Below are 19,138 nucleotides of genomic sequence, written 5' to 3'. Positions count from 1 at the left end.
CGCGTCTTAACTGGTAACATTAGCCTCTTTTTTTAAGGAGCCTGACATGACTAAGCAGCCCGAAGACTGGCTCGACGACGTTCCCGGTGATGACATCGAAGACGAAGATGATGAGATCATCTGGGTCAGTAAAAGTGAAATTAAACGTGACGCCGAAGAGTTAAAACAGCTTGGCGCGGAAATGGTAGAACTGGGTAAAAACGCGCTGGATAAGATCCCGCTCGACCAGGATCTGCGCGATGCCATTGAACTGGCACAGAAAATCAAAAAAGAAGGCCGTCGTCGCCAGCTTCAGCTTATCGGGAAAATGCTGCGTCAGCGTGATGTTGATCCGATCCGCCAGGCGCTGGACAAGCTGAAAAACCGCCACAACCAGCAGGTTGCGCTGTTCCATAAGCTGGAGCAGATCCGCGATCGTCTGATTGAACAGGGTGATGACGCCGTACCGGAAGTGCTGAACCTGTGGCCGGATGCCGACCGCCAGCAGCTGCGATCGCTTATCCGCAACGCGAAGAAAGAGAAAGAAGGGAATAAGCCGCCGAAGTCTGCGCGCCTGATTTTCCAGTATCTGCGCGAGCTGTCTGAGAACGAAGAGTAATCCGTTCCCCTCACCCCGGAGGGGCGAGGGGGAAAAGAACGTAGGCCCGGTAAGCGTGAGCGCCACCGGGCTTTTTTTTACGCCTCGGCGGCCGCTTCCGCTTTCTTCGCCAGACCGTCCAGCAGCTTCTGATGGATCCCACCAAAACCGCCGTTGCTCATCACCAGAATATGGTCGCCGGGCTGAGCGGCTTTCACCACCATATCCGCGAGCGCATCCACATCCGCGCTCCAGTGCGCAGGCTGGATGCAGGCATCGGCCACTTCCGCCACCTGCCACGGAATATGCTGCGGCTGCAGCAGGAAGACTTCATCGGCACGTCCTAACGACGGCGCGAGATCGTCTTTGCAGATGCCCATCTTCATGGTGTTCGAGCGCGGTTCCAGCACCGCCAGAATGCGCGCGGTACCGCCAACTTTGCCACGCAGGGCGGCAAGCGTCGCCAGAATGGCCGTTGGGTGGTGCGCGAAATCGTCATACACGGTGACGCCGTGGGCTTCACCGCGCAGCTCCAGACGGCGGCGGGCATTGATAAACGAACCCAGCGCATTCGCCGCATCCGCAGGCTGAACGCCCACGTGACGCGCTGCCGCAATCGCCATCAGGCCGTTGTGCATGTTGTGTTCGCCCACCAGGCCCCACTTCACCTCGCCCACTTTTTCGCCGTCGAGCAGCACTTCCCACTCGGAGGCATCGGCGTTGAGTTTCTTCGCCTGCCAGTGGCCCTGCTCGCCCACCAGCTCCTGCTCGCTCCAGCAGCCCATTGCCAGGGTCTGCTTCAGGTTGATGTCGTTTTCCGGCAGGATGATGCGGCCCTGGCCCGGCACGATGCGCACCAGGTGGTGGAACTGTTTCTGTATGGCTTTCAGGTCGTCAAAAATATCCGCGTGGTCAAACTCAAGGTTGTTGAGGATCAGCGTGCGCGGGCAGTAGTGCACGAACTTGGAGCGCTTGTCGAAGAACGCGCAGTCATACTCGTCGGCTTCGATCACAAAGAACGGGCTGTCCCCCAGGCGCGCAGAGACGTCGAAATTACCCGGTACGCCGCCGATGACGAAGCCCGGCTTGTAGCCGCAGGCTTCGAGGATCCAGGTCGCCATGCCCGCGGTGGTCGTTTTGCCGTGGGTACCGGCAACGGCAACCACCCAGCGGTCGCGCAGGACGAAGTCATGCAGCCACTGCGGGCCGGACATGAACGGAATATTGCGTTCCAGTACCGCCTCAACGCACGGATTGCCGCGGGTCATGGCGTTGCCAATAATCACCAGGTCCGGCTCGGGATCCAGCTGGCTGGCATCGTAGCCCTGAATAAGAGAGATGCCCTGTTTCTCCAGAAGTGTGCTCATTGGCGGATACACATTGGCGTCCGAACCTGTCACCTCATGGCCCAGCGAGCGCGCCAGCATTGCCAGTCCGCCCATGAAAGTGCCACAAATCCCCAATATATGAATGCGCATACGTCACTATCCTTCTTTAATGTGGCGCACATTTTACTCACATGTTAGCGGCTGTGAAACGCATTTCAGGTAAATCCGTATGTTGCTGGCGCGATTCACCTCTGCGCTACTATTTGAATATTTGTTAAGATTGTTGGGCTTTAGTCGTTTTAGTGAACATACAATCGCTCTACTCACAAAGATGCAGGGAAAGTGTTATGAAAACGTTAGGTGAATTTATTGTCGAAAAGCAGCACGAGTTCTCTCATGCTACCGGTGAACTCACTGCTTTGCTGTCGGCAATAAAGCTGGGCGCTAAGATCATCCACCGTGATATCAACAAGGCCGGTCTGGTCGATATCCTGGGTGCCAGCGGTGCCGAGAACGTTCAGGGCGAGGTTCAACAGAAACTCGATCTGTTCGCAAATGAAAAACTGAAAGCTGCACTGCGCGCGCGCGACATCGTTGCGGGTATCGCCTCCGAAGAAGAAGATGAAATTGTTGTTTTCGAAGGGTGTGAACACGCGAAATACGTTGTTCTGATGGATCCGCTCGACGGCTCCTCTAACATCGATGTTAACGTTTCTGTCGGTACCATTTTCTCCATCTACCGCCGCGTCACGCCTGTTGGCACGCCGGTGACCGAAGAAGATTTCCTGCAGCCGGGCATTAATCAGGTTGCTGCCGGTTACGTCGTCTATGGCTCCTCCACCATGCTGGTCTACACCACCGGTTGCGGGGTACACGCCTTTACGTACGATCCTTCCCTGGGCGTTTTCTGTCTGAGCCAGGAACGCATGCGCTTCCCGGAGAAGGGCAATACCTACTCCATTAACGAAGGTAACTACATCCGCTTCCCGAACGGCGTGAAGAAGTACATCAAATTCTGCCAGGAAGAAGATAAAGCGACGCAGCGCCCGTATACGTCCCGCTATATTGGCTCTCTGGTCGCGGATTTCCACCGTAACCTGCTGAAAGGCGGCATTTACCTCTACCCAAGCACCGCCAGCCACCCGGACGGGAAGCTGCGTCTGCTGTACGAATGCAACCCGATGGCGTTCCTGGCCGAACAGGCGGGCGGTAAGGCGAGCGACGGTAAAGAGCGTATTCTGGAGATCGTGCCGGAAAGCCTTCACCAGCGCCGTTCGTTCTTCGTCGGCAACAACCACATGGTTGAAGACGTTGAACGCTTTATCCGCGAGTACCCGGACGCGTAATCCCTCTCTTCAGGGGAGCCGATCCGGCTCCCCTGTTCATTTATATATTTTACCGTATAAGTGTTTATAAAAAACACGCTTTAATATTCGCCACTGCTCCTGCATTATTTCCATAACAGTTTGACAGATATTTCGTGGAGCAGAAACGCAATGAAAAATTATTCCCGTGCTAATACCGGCATTGATTTAAATCTTATCCCTGTATTTATTGAAATCGTCCGCTGCGGCAGCATGGCAAAGGCCTCTTTGCGTCTGGAGATGTCACGCCCTGCGGTGAGTCTGGCATTAAAGCGTTTTAATCAACTCTTTGATGAGCCGTTATTTCTCCGCAAAGGCTTATATCTTGAGCCGACGGAAAAAGCATTAGCCTTAACCAACTCGCTGGAAATATTAATGGGCGAAATTCACGATAATATCGGGGCGCTTAATTCCGGAAGGAATAAACCCCCGGCACAGAACGTACCGGGGCTGGGTAATATTATGCCGCGTTCTGAGTCGTCACTTTGAATGATGACATAGCTTCCATCAGCTGACGCGACTGCTCCTCAAGGGAGCGGGTCGCGGCGGAGGATTGCTGCACCAGCGCCGCATTCTGCTGCGCGGTTTCGTCCATCTGGTTTACCGCAATATTCACCTGCTCAATGCCGCGGCTCTGCTCCTGAGACGCGGTCGCAATCTCACGCATCAGTTTGGTCATGCGCAGCACTTCTGTTGCGATCTCATCCATCGTTTCGCCCGCCTGCTGGGCCAGCTCGCTGCCCTCGTTAACGTGGGTTTGCGAATCACTGATAAGAGAACGAATCTCCTTCGCCGCGTCGGCGCTGCGGCTGGCCAGGTTTCGCACCTCGCCCGCGACGACGGCAAACCCGCGCCCCTGCTCGCCCGCGCGCGCCGCCTCTACGGAGGCGTTAAGCGCCAGGATATTGGTCTGGAAGGCAATGCCGTCGATCACGCTCAGGATGTCGGCGATGCGCGCCGAGCTGCCGGAGATATCGCGCATTTTTTCAATCACGTAGCAGACCATTTCGCTGCCGTGATCGGCCGTGTCGGACACCGACTTCGCCAGCTGGTGCGCCTGCTCGGCGTTATCGGCGTTGAGCTTCACCGTGGCGGTGATCTGTTCCATGCTGGCCGCCGTCTGCTCCAGCGACGTGGCGGTGGATTCCGTTCGCTCGGCGAGATCCCGGTTCCCCAGCGTCAGCTCGCGGCTGCCGGTGTCAATCTGCGCGCTGGCATCGCGTACCCGCAGAACCGAGTTCATCAGCGACTGACGCATCTCCTCAATGACCGCGTTAAGGCGGTTAAACTCCTGGCTCGCGGGCGCGGCCAGCGTATGGGTTAAATCGCCCGCCGCCACGTTCTCCAGCTGAGCAATCGACGCCGAGAGCGGCTTGAGCAGCATATGGCGCAGCGCCAGCCAGGCCAGCACGATAATGCCCGCCGTCAGCAGCGCGGCGACGATAATCAGGATCAGGACGCGGGTTTTACTCGCCTGCACGGCACTCACTTCCGCCTGACCTCGCGCTTCGCTCCATTTCTGAAACGCCTGCATGTCGTTATCAAACGCTGACGCCAGCGGGATCAGCGTCTTCTCCAGCAGATCGTAATACCCGTCCGCGCTCTGGTCGTTGAGGGTTTTCAGCATCGGGTTGATCCCCTGCTGGTTATACGCCGCCAGGCTGGCTGCCACTTTATCGAGCAGCTGCTGCCCCTGCTCGTCAGCCACGCCGCCGTCGATCACGTCCTTCAGCGTTTTCTGGGCCAGGGCGACTTCCTGATTAATGTTTTTTACCGCGCTGGCCGCATCGTCCAGCATGCCGATTTCCATCATGCGGACGGCCTGACCCGCTTCATTGCGCGCGCGCAGGATCAGCGTATAGCCTGAATTAAGCTGCACCATCTGCTCACCCTGAAGGTGATTAATACGCTGCAGCGAAGAAGAACTCTGTGTGAGGGCATAAATGCCAATGCCGCTGACAATCAGCAGCAGAAGGGTCATAACGGCCAGTAAAGAGAGCAAGCCGGTACGAATCGATAGCGTTTTCAGCATGATATTATTTCCGGTAGCGAGATATTTCTGGGCATAAAAAAAGAGTATCGGCCGCTACCGGAAAATGTTTAGACTTTCAGCATGTTATCGCTCTGTTACCGATGTGTTCACGCGGGTAACAGGCGAGCTTTGACGGTTCTCCCAGAGCACCGTCAGGCCGCGCTGCAGGGCAATAAAAATAAACAGCAGAATGCCGATGGCGATCTTCGTCCACCAGGAGCTGAGCGTGCCGTCAAAGTTGATATAGGTCTGGATCAGCCCCTGAATCGCCACGCCGAACAGCGTCCCCAGCACCGTCCCCACGCCGCCGCTGAGCAGCGTACCGCCGATGACCACAGAAGCAATCGCATCCAGCTCCACGCCAACGCCTGCAAGGGCATAGCCCGCCTGGGTATACACCGAGAAGACGATCCCCGCCAGCGTCGCCAGGCCGGTCGAGAGCATATAGATGCGGATGGTGGTGCTGCGGGTCGAGATCCCCATCAGGTTGGCCGACGTGGCGTTGCCGCCAATGGCGTAAACCTGATTGCCAAACCGGGTGCGGTGGGCGAGGAAGATGCCAATCACTACCACGCCCAGCATCAGTAGCCCCATCGCGCTCAGGCGGCCGCCGCCGGGGATTTTCCACGCCAGGCTGGAGAGCGTGTCGTACACCGGATGGTTAATGGGAATCGACTCTTCCGACACCAGGTAGCTCACCCCGCGCAGGAAGAACATCCCCGCGAGGGTAATGATAAATGCCGGAATTTTTAACGCGTCGATCAGCAGCCCCATAAAGGCGCCAAACGCGCAGCCCATCGCCAGCACCAGCGGGAACGCCAGCAGCGGTGAGATGCCCCAGAAGCCGATCGCTTTCGCAAGGAACACGCCCGTAAACGCGATCACCGACCCGACGGAGAGGTCGATCCCGCCGGAGAGGATCACAAAGGTCATGCCGACGGCGATGATGCCTAAAAAGGCGTTATCGGTCAGGATATTGCAGATCACGCGCGTCGAGGCAAACCCCGGGAACTGGGTCAGGCAGTAGAGATAGCCCAGCACAAACACGCCCAGCGTGATCATTAACGGTAAATTACGTTTTATCATGGCCACGGATCCCCTTAATGATGCTGACAAAGCGCGGCGACTGGACGATCAGCACGCAGAGCACGACCACCGCTTTCACCACCTGGTTGAGTTCCGGCTGGAATCCCGAAAGCAGGATCCCGGTGTTCATGCCCTGAATGATCAGCGCGCCGATCGCCGAGAGCAGCAGGTTAAAGCGCCCGCCCATCAGCGACCCGCCGCCGATCACCACCGCCAGGATCGCATCCAGCTCCAGCCAGAGCCCGGCGTTGTTGGCATCGGCTCCGCGAATATCCGCCGCGACGATCACGCCGGCGATGGCAGCGCAAATACCGCTCAGCACGTAGGTCAGCATCACCATCAGCCGCGTGTTAACCCCGGCGTTGCGCGCGGCGCGAATGTTGATCCCGACGGCCTCAATGAACATGCCCAGCGCCGTTTTGCGGGTGAAAAGCCAGAACACCACGAGCGTCACCAGGGCAATCATCACCGGCGTCGGGAAGAACAGAAGGTTGCCGCTGCCGAGCCACGCCAGGCTCGGCGAGTTAAAGGTGACGATCTGTCCGGAGGTAATCAGCTGCGCGACGCCGCGCCCGGCCACCATTAAAATGAGCGTGGCGACAAAGGGCTGGATTTTCAGCACCGCCACCAGAATGCCGTTCCATAATCCGGCCAGCACGCCAGTGCCTAAGGCTGCAAGCAGGACCACCGGCAGGCTATGCCCGGCCACGGTCATGGAGGCTGCCGTGGCCCCGGCGATAGCCATCACCGCGCCGACGGAGAGATCAATCCCGCCGGTGGCGATGACCAGCGTCATCCCGATGGCCAGCAGCGCCACGGGCGCGGCGCGGTTTAAAATGTCTATCGGGCTGCCAAACAGGCTGCCATCCTGCACGATAATCTGGAAGAAATGCGGCGCGACCAGGCTATCCACCAGTAAAACCACCAGCAGCGCCGCGATTTGCGGCGTGCCGGTCGGCCAGCTGAAGCGGCGCTTTGACTCACCGGTTTGCGAAAGCGAACGGGACATCACGATTCACTCCTTATGCCGCGATGGCATTCATGATCGCCGGAACGGACAGCTTATCCAGCGGGATCTCTGCCACCTGTTTACGATCGCGCATGATGATGACGCGATCGGCATAGCCCACCAGCTCTTCCAGCTCGGACGAAATGACCAGCAGGGCCAGACCGTCTGCGCACAGGGTTTCGATAAGCCGGATAATTTCGGCGTGCGCCCCTACGTCAATGCCGCGGGTCGGTTCGTCGAGGATCAGGAACTGGGGTTTGGTCAGCAACCAGCGGGAGAGCAGCACTTTCTGCTGGTTACCACCGGAGAGGAACTCGATGGGCTGTTCCGCGCTCGGGGTGCGGATGCCGAGCTGGCGGATAAAGCGCTCAGCAATGGCGTTCTGCTCTTTGCGTGGGATCGGCCGCAGCCAGCCGCGCTGCGCCTGAAGCGCCAGAATGATATTTTCCCGCACCGAGGCGGCGGCAATAATGCCGTCCGTTTTCCTGTCTTCCGGGCAGAAACCCACACCCAGACAGGAGGCCTGATGCGGCGATCGCAGGGTTTGCGGTTTGCCCTTGATCAGCGCGCTGCCGCTGTCGGCGGGCTTGATCCCGAAGATCACCTCGGCTGTCTCGGTACGCCCCGAGCCCAGCAGGCCCGCCAGCCCGACAATTTCGCCCGGCCGCACCTCAAGATTAAACGGCGAGATGACCCCTTTTTTGCCGTAATCGCTGAACGCGGCGACCGGCTTCTCGCTCAGCAGCGTGCGGCCCGCGCGCTGAAGGGCGTTGGTCTCCAGCTCGCGGCCCAGCATCATTTTGACCAGCTCGATCTGCGGCAGCTCGCGGGTTTCGCGGCAGCCGACAAAGCTGCCGTTGCGCAGCACCGTAATGCGGTCGCTCACCTCGTACACCTGATCGAGGAAGTGGGTAACGAAGATCAGGCTGACGCCCTGATCGCGCAGCTGGCGCATCAGGGTAAAGAGCATTTCCACCTCCTGGGTATCGAGGCTGGCGGTGGGTTCGTCGAGGATCAGCACCTTTGCCGAGAGATCGATCGCGCGGCAAATGGCGACGATCTGCTGCATCGCCACGGAAAAGCGGTTCAGCGGCTCGCGGACGTCGAGAGAGAAGCCGTAGGATTCCATCAGCTTTGTCGCCCGCGCCTCCATCTCTTTACGGCGCAGCAGGCCAAAGCGTCGTGGCTCACGGCCAATAAACAGGTTATCCGCCACCGACATATTCGGCAGCAGGTTCACTTCCTGGTATACCGTCCCGATCCCCAACTGCTGGGCATGGGCGGTGTTTTTGGGCGAAATGGCGTTACCTTCCAGCCAGATGGTGCCGCGGTCGGCGTGATAAACGCCGGTCAGAGATTTAATCAGCGTCGATTTTCCCGCGCCGTTTTCCCCCAGCAGCGCCATGATCTCCCCGCGCCGCAGGCTGAAATCAACGTTATCCAGCGCCTTTACGCCGGGGAAGAATTTACTCAAGCCCTCTGTGCGGAGGATTTCCTGGTGTTGTTCAGTGGTCATGGTTTCCCCCTGCATCAAGCCGGATGGCGCTACGCTTATCCGGCCTACAAAAGAGCGTATCGTAGGCCGGGTAAGCGCAGCGTCACCCGGCATGTTCAGACAGGCTTAGTAGCCCATATTTTTCTTCTTCTCTAACTCTTCTTTCGCCGTGTCAGGCAGGTAGAGCGTGGATTTGGTGACCGTCACTTTCTCCGGCATCGTGCCGTCTTTCTTGAATTTCTCCAGCGCGTCGAATGCCGGGCCGGCCATGTTTGGCGTCAGCTCCACGCTGGCGTTGGCTTCGCCGTCGATCATCGCTTTGTAGATATCAGGCACGCCGTCGATAGAGCCGGTGAGGATATCTTTGCCCGGCTTCAGGCCCGCTTCTTTAATTGCCTGAATCGCGCCGATCGCCATGTCATCGTTGTGGGCGTAAACCATGCAGATGTTCTTGCCGTTGTTTTCAGCCTTAATGAAGCTCTCCATCACCTCTTTACCTTTGCTGCGGGTAAAGTCGCCGGACTGAGAGCGGATAATCTTGATGTTTGGCGCTTTCGCGATGGCTTCAGCAAAGCCTTTTTTACGGTCGATGGCCACGCTCGCCCCGACGGTGCCCTGCAGTTCAACAACGTTACACGGCTTGCCGTCGACCTGTTTTATCAGCCAGTCGCCAATTAGCTGCCCTTCCAGCACGTTGTTGGCCGTCACGGTGGTCATATAGAGAGATTTGTCTTTGACGTCGATGGAACGATCGAGCAGGAAGACCGGGATTTCAGCGTCTTTCGCTTCCTTCAGGACGGGTTCCCAGCCGGTCGCCACGACGGGTGCAATAAAGATGGCATCCACGCCCTGGGCGATAAAGGAGCGCACGGCTTTGATCTGATTCTCTTGTTTTTGCTGACCATCGGCGATTTTCAGGGTAATGCCGCGTTTCTGAGCTTCGCTTTTCGCCACGTTGGTTTCTGCCGCTCGCCAGCCAGATTCAGAGCCGACCTGCGAAAAACCTACGGTTAAGGGAGCGGCCATCGCCATAGACGACATGGCTGCCGAAACTGCTGTGACAAGGAGTAAGCGCTTCCACATATGAACGTCCTCGTAGGGTGAGTTATTGTTGGTTAAAAGATGTTCTGCGGAATGACTATAGCCCATGAAATATGTAACGAATTGCGTTACATCACACTTCAGAAAAGTGAATAAAACGTTAATCACAAGTTTGTAATCGCTTTCATTTCTCCATGAAAAATGCGGCTGAGTTTATGGATTTTTCTGTCATGGAATCGGTCTGAAAAGTGGGAAGAACGTGGAGAGAAGGCGAAAACAGGCGGAGACATTCAGCGCGAGTTGGCTATAATACCTGCCACTTGTTTACCATCCATTTTAAAGGACACCGACATGAGCTTACTCAACGTCCCAGCGGGTAAAGAACTGCCAGAAGACATCTACGTAGTTATCGAAATCCCGGCTAACGCAGATCCGATCAAATACGAAGTGGACAAAGAGAGCGGCGCCCTGTTCGTAGACCGCTTCATGTCTACCGCGATGTTCTATCCGTGCAACTACGGTTACATCAACCACACCCTGTCTCTGGACGGTGACCCGGTTGACGTGCTGGTCCCAACGCCATACCCACTGCAGCCAGGCGCAGTGATTCGCTGCCGTCCAGTTGGCGTGCTGAAAATGACCGACGAATCCGGTGAAGATGCGAAGCTGGTTGCGGTACCGCACACCAAGCTGAGCAAAGAATACGATCACATCAAAGATGTGAACGACCTGCCAGAGCTGCTGAAAGCGCAGATCACTCACTTCTTCGAGCACTACAAAGACCTCGAAAAAGGCAAGTGGGTTAAAGTTGACGGCTGGGACAACGCAGAAGCAGCGAAAGCGGAAATCATCGCCTCTTTCGAACGCGCTGCTAAGAAGTAATTCTTACTGCTGTTAATGAAGGCCCCGCGAGTCGGGGCTTTTTTATTTCCCTGGTTTAAAGTAGTACAAACTGAATTTTTAAGAATAATTCCATTCTTTATGTTTTTGACATTAAAACCAAAAAAGACACCCTATCATTTATAGTGGGAGTGGTTGAATAGCCTGGCTGTTCACAACATACTGTCATGATGATCATTAATCCCCATTCATTACAGGATTCATATGTAATCCATTAACATTGATGCTGCCCGCCCAACTGGGATTTATTTTATCATTGAACGGTTGTATTCCCGCGATGGTTTTATGCCTTCTATTGGGGAAATCAGCCCCTCTTTGACACAGGTACACCGTACTGTCATTCAGCTAAAACGCAAGCAGGATATGTTTATGGATGGTGTTAAGGTTACCCCTAAGATATTACCCTTTGGCAACAGATAAAATATATTACAGGTTCAAAAGTAACGACCAAGGATACAGATGCGTTAGTGTATACGACCGATTTTATCGGCTCCCTTGTTGCCACCACGCCTTTAGGTAATATTGAGCATGAAAATATTCCTCGCTTCCTCACGACAGAGTCTATCCACTCCCTTCCACAGGCGGTGAGTTATGGGCGTGATCCCATCCCACAAGTCCTTCTTTATGGTCGTAAGGATATAGTCTTCTTTATGGACAATGGTGGTAAGGGTACGCCAACCGCTATTGCAAAATATAACCACAATACTCGTGACCTTGCCATAATCAAAGATCAGCTAGAAGCCAGTAAAACGATGAAGGAGCTGCTATCTAAGGGAGCAAAATTATGAGTAAGAAAAGCCATGTCATGAGCCTATTCGTCCTTATTATTGCCTCCTTTGTCTTTGGCAGAAGTACTTATGTTGAATATCTGTCATGGTACTATGGAAGCGAACATTTAATATTCAGTCAAATAAATAGCGCATTACTATCTGGTTTACTTAACGGACTTTACTTCGCGCTATCATCAAGCATTATTTATGCGTTACTCACTCTATTAAAAACAATTCCAAGAAATATCTTGTTTTCTTGTCTTCTGCAATTCTTTATTAACATAGGGCTATATACACTTTTTGTTGCAGTAGATAGAGGTTATAGTAAATTGCATACTTTAGGCTCGGGTGCTACTGATATCACCCACAGCTATTTTTTAGGGGCGTTGCTGATGAGCACACTCCTGACCGTCGCGATCGTGAGCGTTATACATGCTAAGTTTCTTTCTTCAAAGCATAAAGATGGGCTACATAAAGGCGTTTGACTGTTACGGTAAAGACAGTAAATGGCAGTATCTCTGCATCATGACATTCCAGCTTGCCTGGTTTTTGTTTTACTTATGGATCCCTTATCGAAGCGATTATGTGATTCTGCTGTTTTTACTGTGTTTCCTGCCCGTCATTTCAAGCAATACGCGGTGCATAAACTACTATGGCCGTTCACGCGCCTTGTGTTTTTTATGGCTTATTGCGCCGTACATCATGCTGTTCGTTCCTCTGTTTTTAACCCGACGCCGGGATACAGAAGAGAGTTGAAGGAATAAAAAAACAACGCCACCTTACGGTGGCGTTGTCGTTTTTCAGTACTGGTCTCTGTCTAACCAGTTACCGCTTACGATCCGCGTTAACCCGTCGACTGGACGCTGGTATACATACATCCACGCGCTTCCGTACGGCGTCTGGATCAACTGGCGTGCGTATTCACCGCCCCTGGTGCGCAAGGCATCAAGTTCGGCAAGCGTCGCGTTATCAATACGATAAACTTCACCCTGTACTGTTCCTTCGCCCGGAACCGCGCCTGGATAGTGGCCCAGGCTGTACAACTGGTAGTTCTCGATATTGTAATTCCCCAGTAGCTGGGCATTGGTCATCCAGTGACTGTTGCCTTGCCTGGTTCGTAAACTGCCGTAGACAAATATTCGCATTGCTAAAACTCAAACTGATAGAGCAGATCAAGTGCCTGGTCTACGCCGGACACTGCTTCCAGATATAGCTTAGGCATCAGGCGATAGCGTAACGTGAGTGTTGCCAGTGAGTCAAAGATCCCCACACCATATTTTACCTGCAGACCCGGCAGTACATAGCCGCTGACCACCACCTGCGAGGAGTCACCCACGCCCTGGGTGTCCAGCGCCAGATTGCTTACGCCGAACGTCTCGCCGATTTTACCCACAACCTGCCCACTTTGTGCAACCCCCAGCCCCACTAACATCGAAGTCATCGCCGCGCTGTCGCTCTGACCGCTGTCGAGACCTTGACCACGCAGCAGGTAAGAGAGGGCTTCCTGCTGGGACATCGCCGGGTCAGAGAAGATCTCCGCCTTCGGTTCGTCGGCGGAACCGGTGACGCGTACCCCGGCAATGACGTCGTTTTCCGTCGCTTCCGGATTACGAACCGCTTCGATGTTCAGCAAGGGTTGATCCGGTGGACCGGAGAACAGCAGCTCGCCTTTACGGACAATCAGATCCTGACCATAGGCGTGGAATCGCCCTTCAGGGATATTGATCTGCCCGTTCAGGCCAAGCCCTTGTTTATCCTGCGCCACCTTCAGGTCGCCCGTAAGCCTCGCCTTCAGCCCAAACGCATCCAACCGCACGTTATTCCCCACGTGCACGATAAGGTTACTATTAATCGGTATGCCCGCGCTCTTCTGTTCGACCGGTTTCAGATTTTCATTGAGCATAACTTCATCACTTGAGACGCCGACCGCACTTTCCGGCACGTCGTGAACCACGATGCGCGCCCACGGCACGTCAACGCGACCGTCAAGCGTGAAGAGGCTTGGCGTAGCTTCAAAGACCACATCAGGCGAGACGTCCAGGCGCACCATCGGCGGTACGGTGATGCGCACCTTACTGCCCTTCGCGGCAATACGGGCGCGCCAGTTGTCGAGCTGGCTCCAGTCCGCGTCGCCGCTCAGATTGATTTGCCCCTGCTGCGTCAGTACCGATCCGCTCAGCGTCGAGCTCATGCCGTTGAAGTTCATCGCGATCTGGCTGGGCTGCATGTCAAACGGCATAAAGTTGCCGTCAATATCCACGCCGCTGAGGCGCAGCTGGCCGAACAGCTGAGGGCTTTGCGCATTGCCCGCCAGGCGCAGGTTGGCGTTCACCATGCCCTCGGCTTTTTCCCCGCGCGCGAAAATCGGGTTCACCATCGCCAGGTTGAAGTTGCGGATAGTGACGTTGCCGCCCAGATTTCGTCGTCCCTGTGGGTCGGTAATTTGAACCTTGCCGTCAAACTGACCGTTATTGGTGAGACGAATCAGCCAGCCCAGCTCCGCACGGTTGTTATGCAGGTCCGCGCTCAGGTTCAGGGTGTCGAAGGCCACCGGCAGCGGCGCGTCATTCACCTCCTGCGTCACCTTCACGTTACGCCCGGACAGCGTGACGCTGCCCTGCGGCAGCCCCTCTTTGGTGGTGTCCCAGGCGACATCGGCTTTTCCGCTGAAGACGCCGCTGGCCTGGGTAGTATCCGGCATAAACGGTTTCAGCATCGCCAGATCGAAGCGGTTGAGGTTGATCTGCGCGCGTCCTTCCGCGCCCGCATCGATGGTCTGCGGCACGCACAGTTCCGCATTCGGGTTGGTCCAGCAGTGCGGCCCAATGCTGATCTTCTGCTCGGCGTTGCGGTAGTCCAGCGCGATGGCGCGCGACAGCGCCAGCGGCCCGACCGGCGTGTTGAAGCGGGTGTTATCCAGCGTCCCTTTCCAGCGCTCCTCTTTGCGGTCGAAGCTGCCGGTCAGGTGAAGCTGGCCGGAGACCGGCTCGCCCTGCACGCGCAGCTGGAGATCGTGCTGCTTCTCGTTCCCTTTGGCGTCCAGGGTCACCAGGCTGATGTTGACGTCCGGCTGAGAAATGCGCTCCACGCGCAGGTTCAGGTTTCCGCCGATCTGGTCAGTGGATTTCACATCCCCTTCCACACGAACGCGGGCAACGCTCAGCGCCTGCCAGCGCAGGTTATTGGCGGTAATGTCCGCCAGCAGCTGCGGCGCGTCTACCGTGCCGCGCACCTTCAGGAGCCCCTTCGCCGTACCGCCCAGGCCCGGCAGGGCGTTATCCAGATTCGGCGCGTCGATGGTGGCGTCCAGATTGAGATCTTTCACCCCCAGCTCGCCTTTGATATCCGCCGTGTTGCGGCCCAGCGCCACGTGCAGACCCGGGATAACCCACTGCAGGTAGCTGTTGCCTTTCACCGAGCCTTCAACGTTTACCTTGTTCTGCTTCACGTTCCCGGTGAGCTTGATTTCCGGCACGTCCATCTGCCACGTGCCGCCGTACAGGCTGCCGCGGGTTTTGATCAGGCCATCCAGCTTCGACGGCCAGTCCGGCACCTCTTTGGCGGTGTTAATGCCCGTCAGCTTCAGCTCGCCGCGCCAGCTGATCGCCTGCTGCCAGTCGAGCAGCGCGGTCAACTCGGTTTTGCCTTCCAGCGCCGCGACGGTCAGCTTGTCGAGGTTAACCTGCTGTTCATTGCCCTTCGCATCCAGGGTGATGTTCGCGGGCGGCACGCCCTGCCCCTTCACTGCGGTGCGGAACGAGAGCGTATAGTCGGTCATCTTACCGCTCAGCTTCAGCTTCAGGTCATCGGCCTGGTACTGTTTTTCGCCGGTGAATGGCCAGTAAAGCTGCTTGCTGACCACCTCAAGATTGAGCGGCAGCCCGGCTTCCGCCAGCTGGGTTTGCGCACGCAGGACCATGTCTACCGGGCCGGAGAGATTGACCCCGACATCCAGCTTCTCGCGCAGCGCCCCGCCCACTTTGACCTTCACCTTCTCGCCTTTGAGCGGGTCAATGTTCAGGGCGCTATTCAGCGTGATATCCACCGGCCAGTTGTCGCGCAGCAGGGCGTTGCCTGACGCGTTCACCGAGCCCTGATTGGTGTCGATATCCAGCGCGTCGAGCTTCATATTGCCGTCAATGCTGCTGACTTTCAGCAGCATGTTATAGACCGTCAGGTCGGTATCGCCGGTCAGGCGCAGCTGCTCGCCTTTGAACTCTTCAATATTGAGGTTCAGCGGCAGATGCACATCGGTCATTTCCGGCAGGACAGGCTTCGAGAAGAGGTCTTTCAGCGTTTCGCCCAGCGGCTTCTCTTCCGGCTGCGGGTTCTGGATCTTCGGCTCGACGATCTCTTCCTGCGCCACGTCGGCCACTTTCGGCAGCGCGATCAGCAAGCCCTGCAGGGAGGTTGGCGTCAGGGTGAGGTTTTTCTCCTGCCAGCGCAGGCCGGAGCTGAAATCCATCACGGACACGGTGGTGTCGTCGATTTTGATATTGACGTTATCAAGCGCCACCCGATAAAGCGCGATCGGATACGGCGTGGAGAGATTCAGCGGACCGCTGTCCTCTTCCTCTACCGGCGCAGACTTCGGTATTTTCTTCGAATCTATCGCCACGTTGACGTCTTTTAGCGACAAGTCGTTGACGCAGAGCTTGCTGTCACGCAGACAGCCCAGCTTCACCGCCAGGTGAAACTCCCCGGCGTTCACCGCCACGCCCGGCTGCTCATAGCGGATGTTCTTCAGGCGCAGGTCGCGCCAGCCGCCCGTCACCTGGCCAATCTCCAGCCCCGGCACCCAGCGGTTCGCGGCGTTAAACAGCAGATGCAGCCCGGTTGTCGTTCCTACCAGAAACGCCACCGTACCGAGCAGCAGCACGATAAAAATCAGCACCCCGAGGCTTATCTTCTTCCATAAACTCATAATTCAGGCCCCAGACCGATGTAAAACTGTAATCCGTGTTCTTCTTTGTCGCCCACCGGCACGGCGAAATCGAGCTTAATGGGCCCGACGGGTGACTGCCAGCGTACGCCGACGCCCGCGCCGGTTTTAAAATCGCTGCGGCGGATATCGCTCACCGCTTCGCCGCCGTCGACGAACATGGCGCCCCACCATTTTCCGCTGACGTTGTACTGGTACTCCAGCGAGCCGGTAGCCAGCTTAGAGGCACCGATCAGCTTGCCGTCATCGTCCTTAGGCGCGATGGATTTGTATTTATAGCCACGGATGCTGCGATCGCCCCCGGCGAAGAAGCGCAGGTCCGGCGGGACCTTGTCGAAGTCGCCGGTTTCAATCCAGCCGAGGTTGCCGCGCACCACAAAGCGGTGTTTGTCATACAGCGTGCGGATCCAGACGTTCTGCGCCTGAATCACCGAGAAATCCACGTCGGAACCCCACATGGTGTTGGAGTAATCGATAGAGTAACGCTGGGAATCGCCCCAGGTCGGCATCAGGCCGCCGCGCGAGCGGGTGCGGCTGATCATCACCCCAGGATAGAGCAGCATGGTGGTGTTGGTGACGTTGGCCTGGGTAAAGTGATCCAGGCTCCAGCGCAGGTTGATGGCGCGCTGCCAGCCGCTGGAGAGATCCCAGTAACGCGACACGGCAAGCGTGGTGGAATCGGACTCGGTATCGTTCAGGTCGGTGCGCTTAAAGCCCCCCTGAACCAGGTAATATTGCTCAAGCGGATTTTTCAGCAGCGGCATTTTATAGCTGAAATCGAGCTGCTGTTCCGGGGCGGAAATGCTGGCGCTGGTGGTCAGGCTATGGCCGTAGGAGTTCATCCACGGCTTTTTCCAGGTGGCCTTCACGCGCGGGCCAACGTCCGTCGAATAGCCCACACCGGTTTCAATGGTGTTCTCGGTGCGCGGCGAAACAACGCCGTGCAGCGGCAACACCTTGGTTTTTCTAGACTTATCAAATTCAGGGGCGACAACCACGGAGTTAAACCAGCCGGTGGCTGAGAGCCGTCGGTTCAGCTCTCCCAGGTCGCTCGACTGGTAGTAATCCCCTTTTTTAAAGGGCACGAGGTTTTGCAGGTACTCTTCACGAATTTGCGACCCTTCGAACGTCACGTCGCCAAAGCGGTAGCGTTCTCCGCTGTCGTAGTCGATATCCCAGAAGGCCTGACGTCGCGCCAGCGCAATGCCCAGCTGGCTTTTATTGAACTGGCTGTCAAAGTAGCCCTTACGCAGGGAAACGCTGGTCAGCTCTTTTTTGAAGTGGTCGTAGTCACCGTGGTTGAGCACGGTGCCGATTTTCGGCCGCGTGCTGAGCAGGTCCAGGTAATCCCGGTCGGTACGCGCCCCGCCGCGCAGGATGACGTTGGTGCCGCCAATCAGCACCGGCTCGCCCGGCGAAACGCGGGCAATAAGCACCTGGCGCCCCTTCTTTGGGGGCGGGCGGAGATCGAAATCAATGGTGGGTTCGTAATACCCTAGCGCTTTTAGTCCTTCACGGATGGCATCATCGACGCGCGCGCGGAAACGCCGGTCCGGCGTCACCTCATCACTCTGGATGGTCGATAGCTGCGCACGCACGTTTTTTTGTAGCGCCCCGGATAACCCCTCAACCTGCAAACGGACATTCGCCGCGCTGGCAATCCCGCTTGTCAGCAACAGACTGACTAAACATAACTGGCGGATTTTTGTCACGTTTTCTCCTGAATATCCCTGTTTCCACCCTGGAAGCAAATGAAGTGCCGCTCCGCGGCAAAATACGGCCTGTTGGCCAAAAACCCGAATCTCGGGTTGAAAATGGGTGTAACACCCAAATATTTCTTATGATTAAATCTAGACTCATTCAGCGCATTTATTGTGTTCAATTAAACGCGCCGTGACAACCTTAACCGAAACATCGCACCCCGGGAGGCCCCACCGTGAGTTTATTCGACAAAAAGCATCTGGTTTCACAAGCTGATGCATTACCGGGACGCAACACCCCTATGCCTGTGGCGACTTTACACGCCGTCAATGGCCATTCCATGACTAACGTTCCTGATGGCATGGAAATCGCCCTGTTCGCTATGGGCTGCTTCTGGGGCGTTGAGCGCCTCTTCTGGCAGCTGCCTGGCGTTTACAGCACGGCAGCCGGCTACACGGGCGGTTACACGCCGAATCCAACCTACCGCGAAGTCTGCTCCGGCGAAACCGGCCATGCGGAAGCGGTACGCGTAGTGTACGACCCGACGGTAATCAGCTACGAACAGCTCCTGCAGGTCTTCTGGGAAAACCACGACCCGGCGCAGGGCATGCGTCAGGGCAACGACCACGGCACGCAGTACCGCTCGGCTATCTATCCGCTCACCCCTGAGCAGGATGCCGCCGCGCGCGCCAGCCTTGAGCGTTTCCAGCAGGCCATGCGTGAAGCGGGCGATACGCGCGAGGTGACGACGGAAATCACCACCGCGAAACCGTTCTACTACGCCGAGGACGATCACCAGCAGTATCTGCATAAAAACCCGTACGGCTACTGCGGAATCGGAGGTATCGGCGTCTGCCTGCCGCCACAGCTGGCCTGATTATCAGCCGTTAGAT

16 protein-coding genes are annotated in these 19,138 nt (G+C 56.5%); 7 read left to right on the top strand and 9 right to left on the bottom strand.

Annotated elements, in window-relative coordinates; genetic code table 11:
* Positions 1-46 precede the first annotated feature (46 nt).
* Entirely contained in the window at positions 47-598 is a 552-nt protein-coding gene (gene yjgA / locus ACHH0Z_RS19400; RefSeq protein ID WP_008501414.1) for a ribosome biogenesis factor YjgA, read from the top strand.
* Between the two features lie 77 nt (positions 599-675).
* Here the strand turns inward: yjgA and mpl are convergent, their stop codons facing one another.
* The gene (gene mpl, locus ACHH0Z_RS19395; RefSeq protein WP_025911962.1) at positions 676-2,055 is read right to left on the bottom strand and encodes a UDP-N-acetylmuramate:L-alanyl-gamma-D-glutamyl-meso-diaminopimelate ligase; all 1,380 of its coding nucleotides are present in this window, start codon (positions 2,053-2,055) and stop codon (positions 676-678) included.
* A gap of 197 nt (positions 2,056-2,252) precedes the next feature.
* Here mpl and fbp point away from each other — a divergent pair, with 197 nt between their 5' ends.
* A complete protein-coding gene (gene fbp / locus ACHH0Z_RS19390) occupies positions 2,253-3,251 on the top strand; it encodes a class 1 fructose-bisphosphatase (RefSeq protein ID WP_008501416.1) in 999 nt (332 codons plus the stop codon).
* A gap of 150 nt (positions 3,252-3,401) precedes the next feature.
* A complete protein-coding gene (locus tag ACHH0Z_RS19385) occupies positions 3,402-3,758 on the top strand; it encodes a LysR family transcriptional regulator (RefSeq protein ID WP_045408160.1) in 357 nt (118 codons plus the stop codon).
* Here ACHH0Z_RS19385 and ACHH0Z_RS19380 read toward each other — a convergent pair.
* The 5 genes from ACHH0Z_RS19380 to ytfQ all read right to left on the bottom strand — a co-directional run bounded on the left by ACHH0Z_RS19380 (position 3,730) and on the right by ytfQ (position 9,974).
* The gene (locus tag ACHH0Z_RS19380) at positions 3,730-5,301 is read right to left on the bottom strand and encodes a methyl-accepting chemotaxis protein (RefSeq protein ID WP_045408157.1); all 1,572 of its coding nucleotides are present in this window, start codon (positions 5,299-5,301) and stop codon (positions 3,730-3,732) included. The two genes, ACHH0Z_RS19385 and ACHH0Z_RS19380, sit on opposite strands and share 29 nt — an antisense overlap.
* Before the next feature lie 84 nt (positions 5,302-5,385).
* The gene (gene yjfF, locus ACHH0Z_RS19375) at positions 5,386-6,387 is read right to left on the bottom strand and encodes a galactofuranose ABC transporter, permease protein YjfF (protein ID WP_032675830.1); all 1,002 of its coding nucleotides are present in this window, start codon (positions 6,385-6,387) and stop codon (positions 5,386-5,388) included.
* Positions 6,374-7,399: a galactofuranose ABC transporter, ATP-binding protein YtfT gene (gene ytfT, locus ACHH0Z_RS19370; protein WP_163291562.1), complete on the bottom strand. Its 1,026-nt coding sequence runs from the start codon at positions 7,397-7,399 to the stop codon at positions 6,374-6,376. The genes yjfF and ytfT overlap by 14 nt, the downstream gene beginning before the upstream one ends.
* A 10-nt stretch (positions 7,400-7,409) precedes the next feature.
* On the bottom strand, positions 7,410-8,912 hold the full coding sequence (gene ytfR, locus ACHH0Z_RS19365) for a galactofuranose ABC transporter, ATP-binding protein YtfR (RefSeq protein WP_008501421.1): 1,503 nt from the start codon (positions 8,910-8,912) through the stop codon (positions 7,410-7,412).
* 105 nt (positions 8,913-9,017) lie between these two features.
* On the bottom strand, positions 9,018-9,974 hold the full coding sequence (gene ytfQ, locus ACHH0Z_RS19360) for a galactofuranose ABC transporter substrate-binding protein YtfQ (RefSeq protein ID WP_021240696.1): 957 nt from the start codon (positions 9,972-9,974) through the stop codon (positions 9,018-9,020).
* 309 nt (positions 9,975-10,283) lie between these two features.
* On the opposite strand from ytfQ, the gene ppa reads away from it, so the two are divergent.
* The 3 genes from ppa to ACHH0Z_RS19345 all read left to right on the top strand — a co-directional run bounded on the left by ppa (position 10,284) and on the right by ACHH0Z_RS19345 (position 12,087).
* Positions 10,284-10,814, top strand: coding sequence for an inorganic diphosphatase (gene ppa, locus ACHH0Z_RS19355; RefSeq protein ID WP_008501423.1), 531 nt, complete (start codon positions 10,284-10,286; stop codon positions 10,812-10,814).
* A 485-nt stretch (positions 10,815-11,299) separates the two neighbouring features.
* The gene (locus ACHH0Z_RS19350) at positions 11,300-11,620 is read left to right on the top strand and encodes a hypothetical protein (RefSeq protein ID WP_224162589.1); all 321 of its coding nucleotides are present in this window, start codon (positions 11,300-11,302) and stop codon (positions 11,618-11,620) included.
* A complete protein-coding gene (locus tag ACHH0Z_RS19345) occupies positions 11,617-12,087 on the top strand; it encodes a hypothetical protein (protein ID WP_044597260.1) in 471 nt (156 codons plus the stop codon). The genes ACHH0Z_RS19350 and ACHH0Z_RS19345 overlap by 4 nt, the downstream gene beginning before the upstream one ends.
* 315 nt (positions 12,088-12,402) lie before the next feature.
* On the opposite strand, the gene ACHH0Z_RS19340 is transcribed toward ACHH0Z_RS19345, so the two are convergent.
* Genes ACHH0Z_RS19340 through tamA form a run of 3 tightly spaced genes read right to left on the bottom strand, consistent with a single transcriptional unit; the run spans position 12,403 to position 18,256 of the window.
* Positions 12,403-12,747 carry a gamma-glutamylcyclotransferase gene (locus ACHH0Z_RS19340; RefSeq protein WP_008501424.1) on the bottom strand — a complete coding sequence of 115 codons (345 nt, stop codon included), beginning with the start codon at positions 12,745-12,747 and terminating at the stop codon, positions 12,403-12,405.
* A gap of 2 nt (positions 12,748-12,749) precedes the next feature.
* Complete coding sequence (gene tamB, locus ACHH0Z_RS19335) at positions 12,750-16,526, bottom strand: autotransporter assembly complex protein TamB (protein WP_045408155.1); 3,777 nt, start codon at positions 16,524-16,526, stop codon at positions 12,750-12,752.
* Entirely contained in the window at positions 16,523-18,256 is a 1,734-nt protein-coding gene (tamA, locus tag ACHH0Z_RS19330) for an autotransporter assembly complex protein TamA (protein ID WP_008501426.1), read from the bottom strand. Before tamA ends, tamB begins: the two co-directional genes overlap by 4 nt.
* Before the next feature lie 224 nt (positions 18,257-18,480).
* On the opposite strand from tamA, the gene msrA reads away from it, so the two are divergent.
* The gene (gene msrA / locus ACHH0Z_RS19325) at positions 18,481-19,122 is read left to right on the top strand and encodes a peptide-methionine (S)-S-oxide reductase MsrA (protein WP_008501428.1); all 642 of its coding nucleotides are present in this window, start codon (positions 18,481-18,483) and stop codon (positions 19,120-19,122) included.
* The last annotated feature ends 16 nt before the right edge of the window (positions 19,123-19,138 follow it).

Origin of the sequence: Enterobacter cloacae complex sp. 2024EL-00227, assembly GCF_043945315.1 — a bacterium.
Taxonomy (GTDB): domain Bacteria; phylum Pseudomonadota; class Gammaproteobacteria; order Enterobacterales; family Enterobacteriaceae; genus Enterobacter; species Enterobacter roggenkampii.
The sequence above is the reverse complement of the archived record's forward strand: the minus strand, read 5'-3'. Positions and strand labels throughout refer to the sequence as shown.

Coding starts and splice junctions, on each gene's coding strand:
- tamB (WP_045408155.1), bottom strand. CDS start 16,526: ATGAGTTTATGGAAGAAGATAAGCCTCGGGGTGCTGATTTTTATCGTG.
- ppa (WP_008501423.1), top strand. CDS start 10,284: ATGAGCTTACTCAACGTCCCAGCGGGTAAAGAACTGCCAGAAGACATC.
- yjgA (WP_008501414.1), top strand. CDS start 47: ATGACTAAGCAGCCCGAAGACTGGCTCGACGACGTTCCCGGTGATGAC.
- ytfQ (WP_021240696.1), bottom strand. CDS start 9,974: ATGTGGAAGCGCTTACTCCTTGTCACAGCAGTTTCGGCAGCCATGTCG.
- yjfF (WP_032675830.1), bottom strand. CDS start 6,387: ATGATAAAACGTAATTTACCGTTAATGATCACGCTGGGCGTGTTTGTG.
- fbp (WP_008501416.1), top strand. CDS start 2,253: ATGAAAACGTTAGGTGAATTTATTGTCGAAAAGCAGCACGAGTTCTCT.
- ACHH0Z_RS19340 (WP_008501424.1), bottom strand. CDS start 12,747: ATGCGAATATTTGTCTACGGCAGTTTACGAACCAGGCAAGGCAACAGT.
- ACHH0Z_RS19380 (WP_045408157.1), bottom strand. CDS start 5,301: ATGCTGAAAACGCTATCGATTCGTACCGGCTTGCTCTCTTTACTGGCC.
- ACHH0Z_RS19385 (WP_045408160.1), top strand. CDS start 3,402: ATGAAAAATTATTCCCGTGCTAATACCGGCATTGATTTAAATCTTATC.
- ytfR (WP_008501421.1), bottom strand. CDS start 8,912: ATGACCACTGAACAACACCAGGAAATCCTCCGCACAGAGGGCTTGAGT.
- ACHH0Z_RS19345 (WP_044597260.1), top strand. CDS start 11,617: ATGAGTAAGAAAAGCCATGTCATGAGCCTATTCGTCCTTATTATTGCC.
- mpl (WP_025911962.1), bottom strand. CDS start 2,055: ATGCGCATTCATATATTGGGGATTTGTGGCACTTTCATGGGCGGACTG.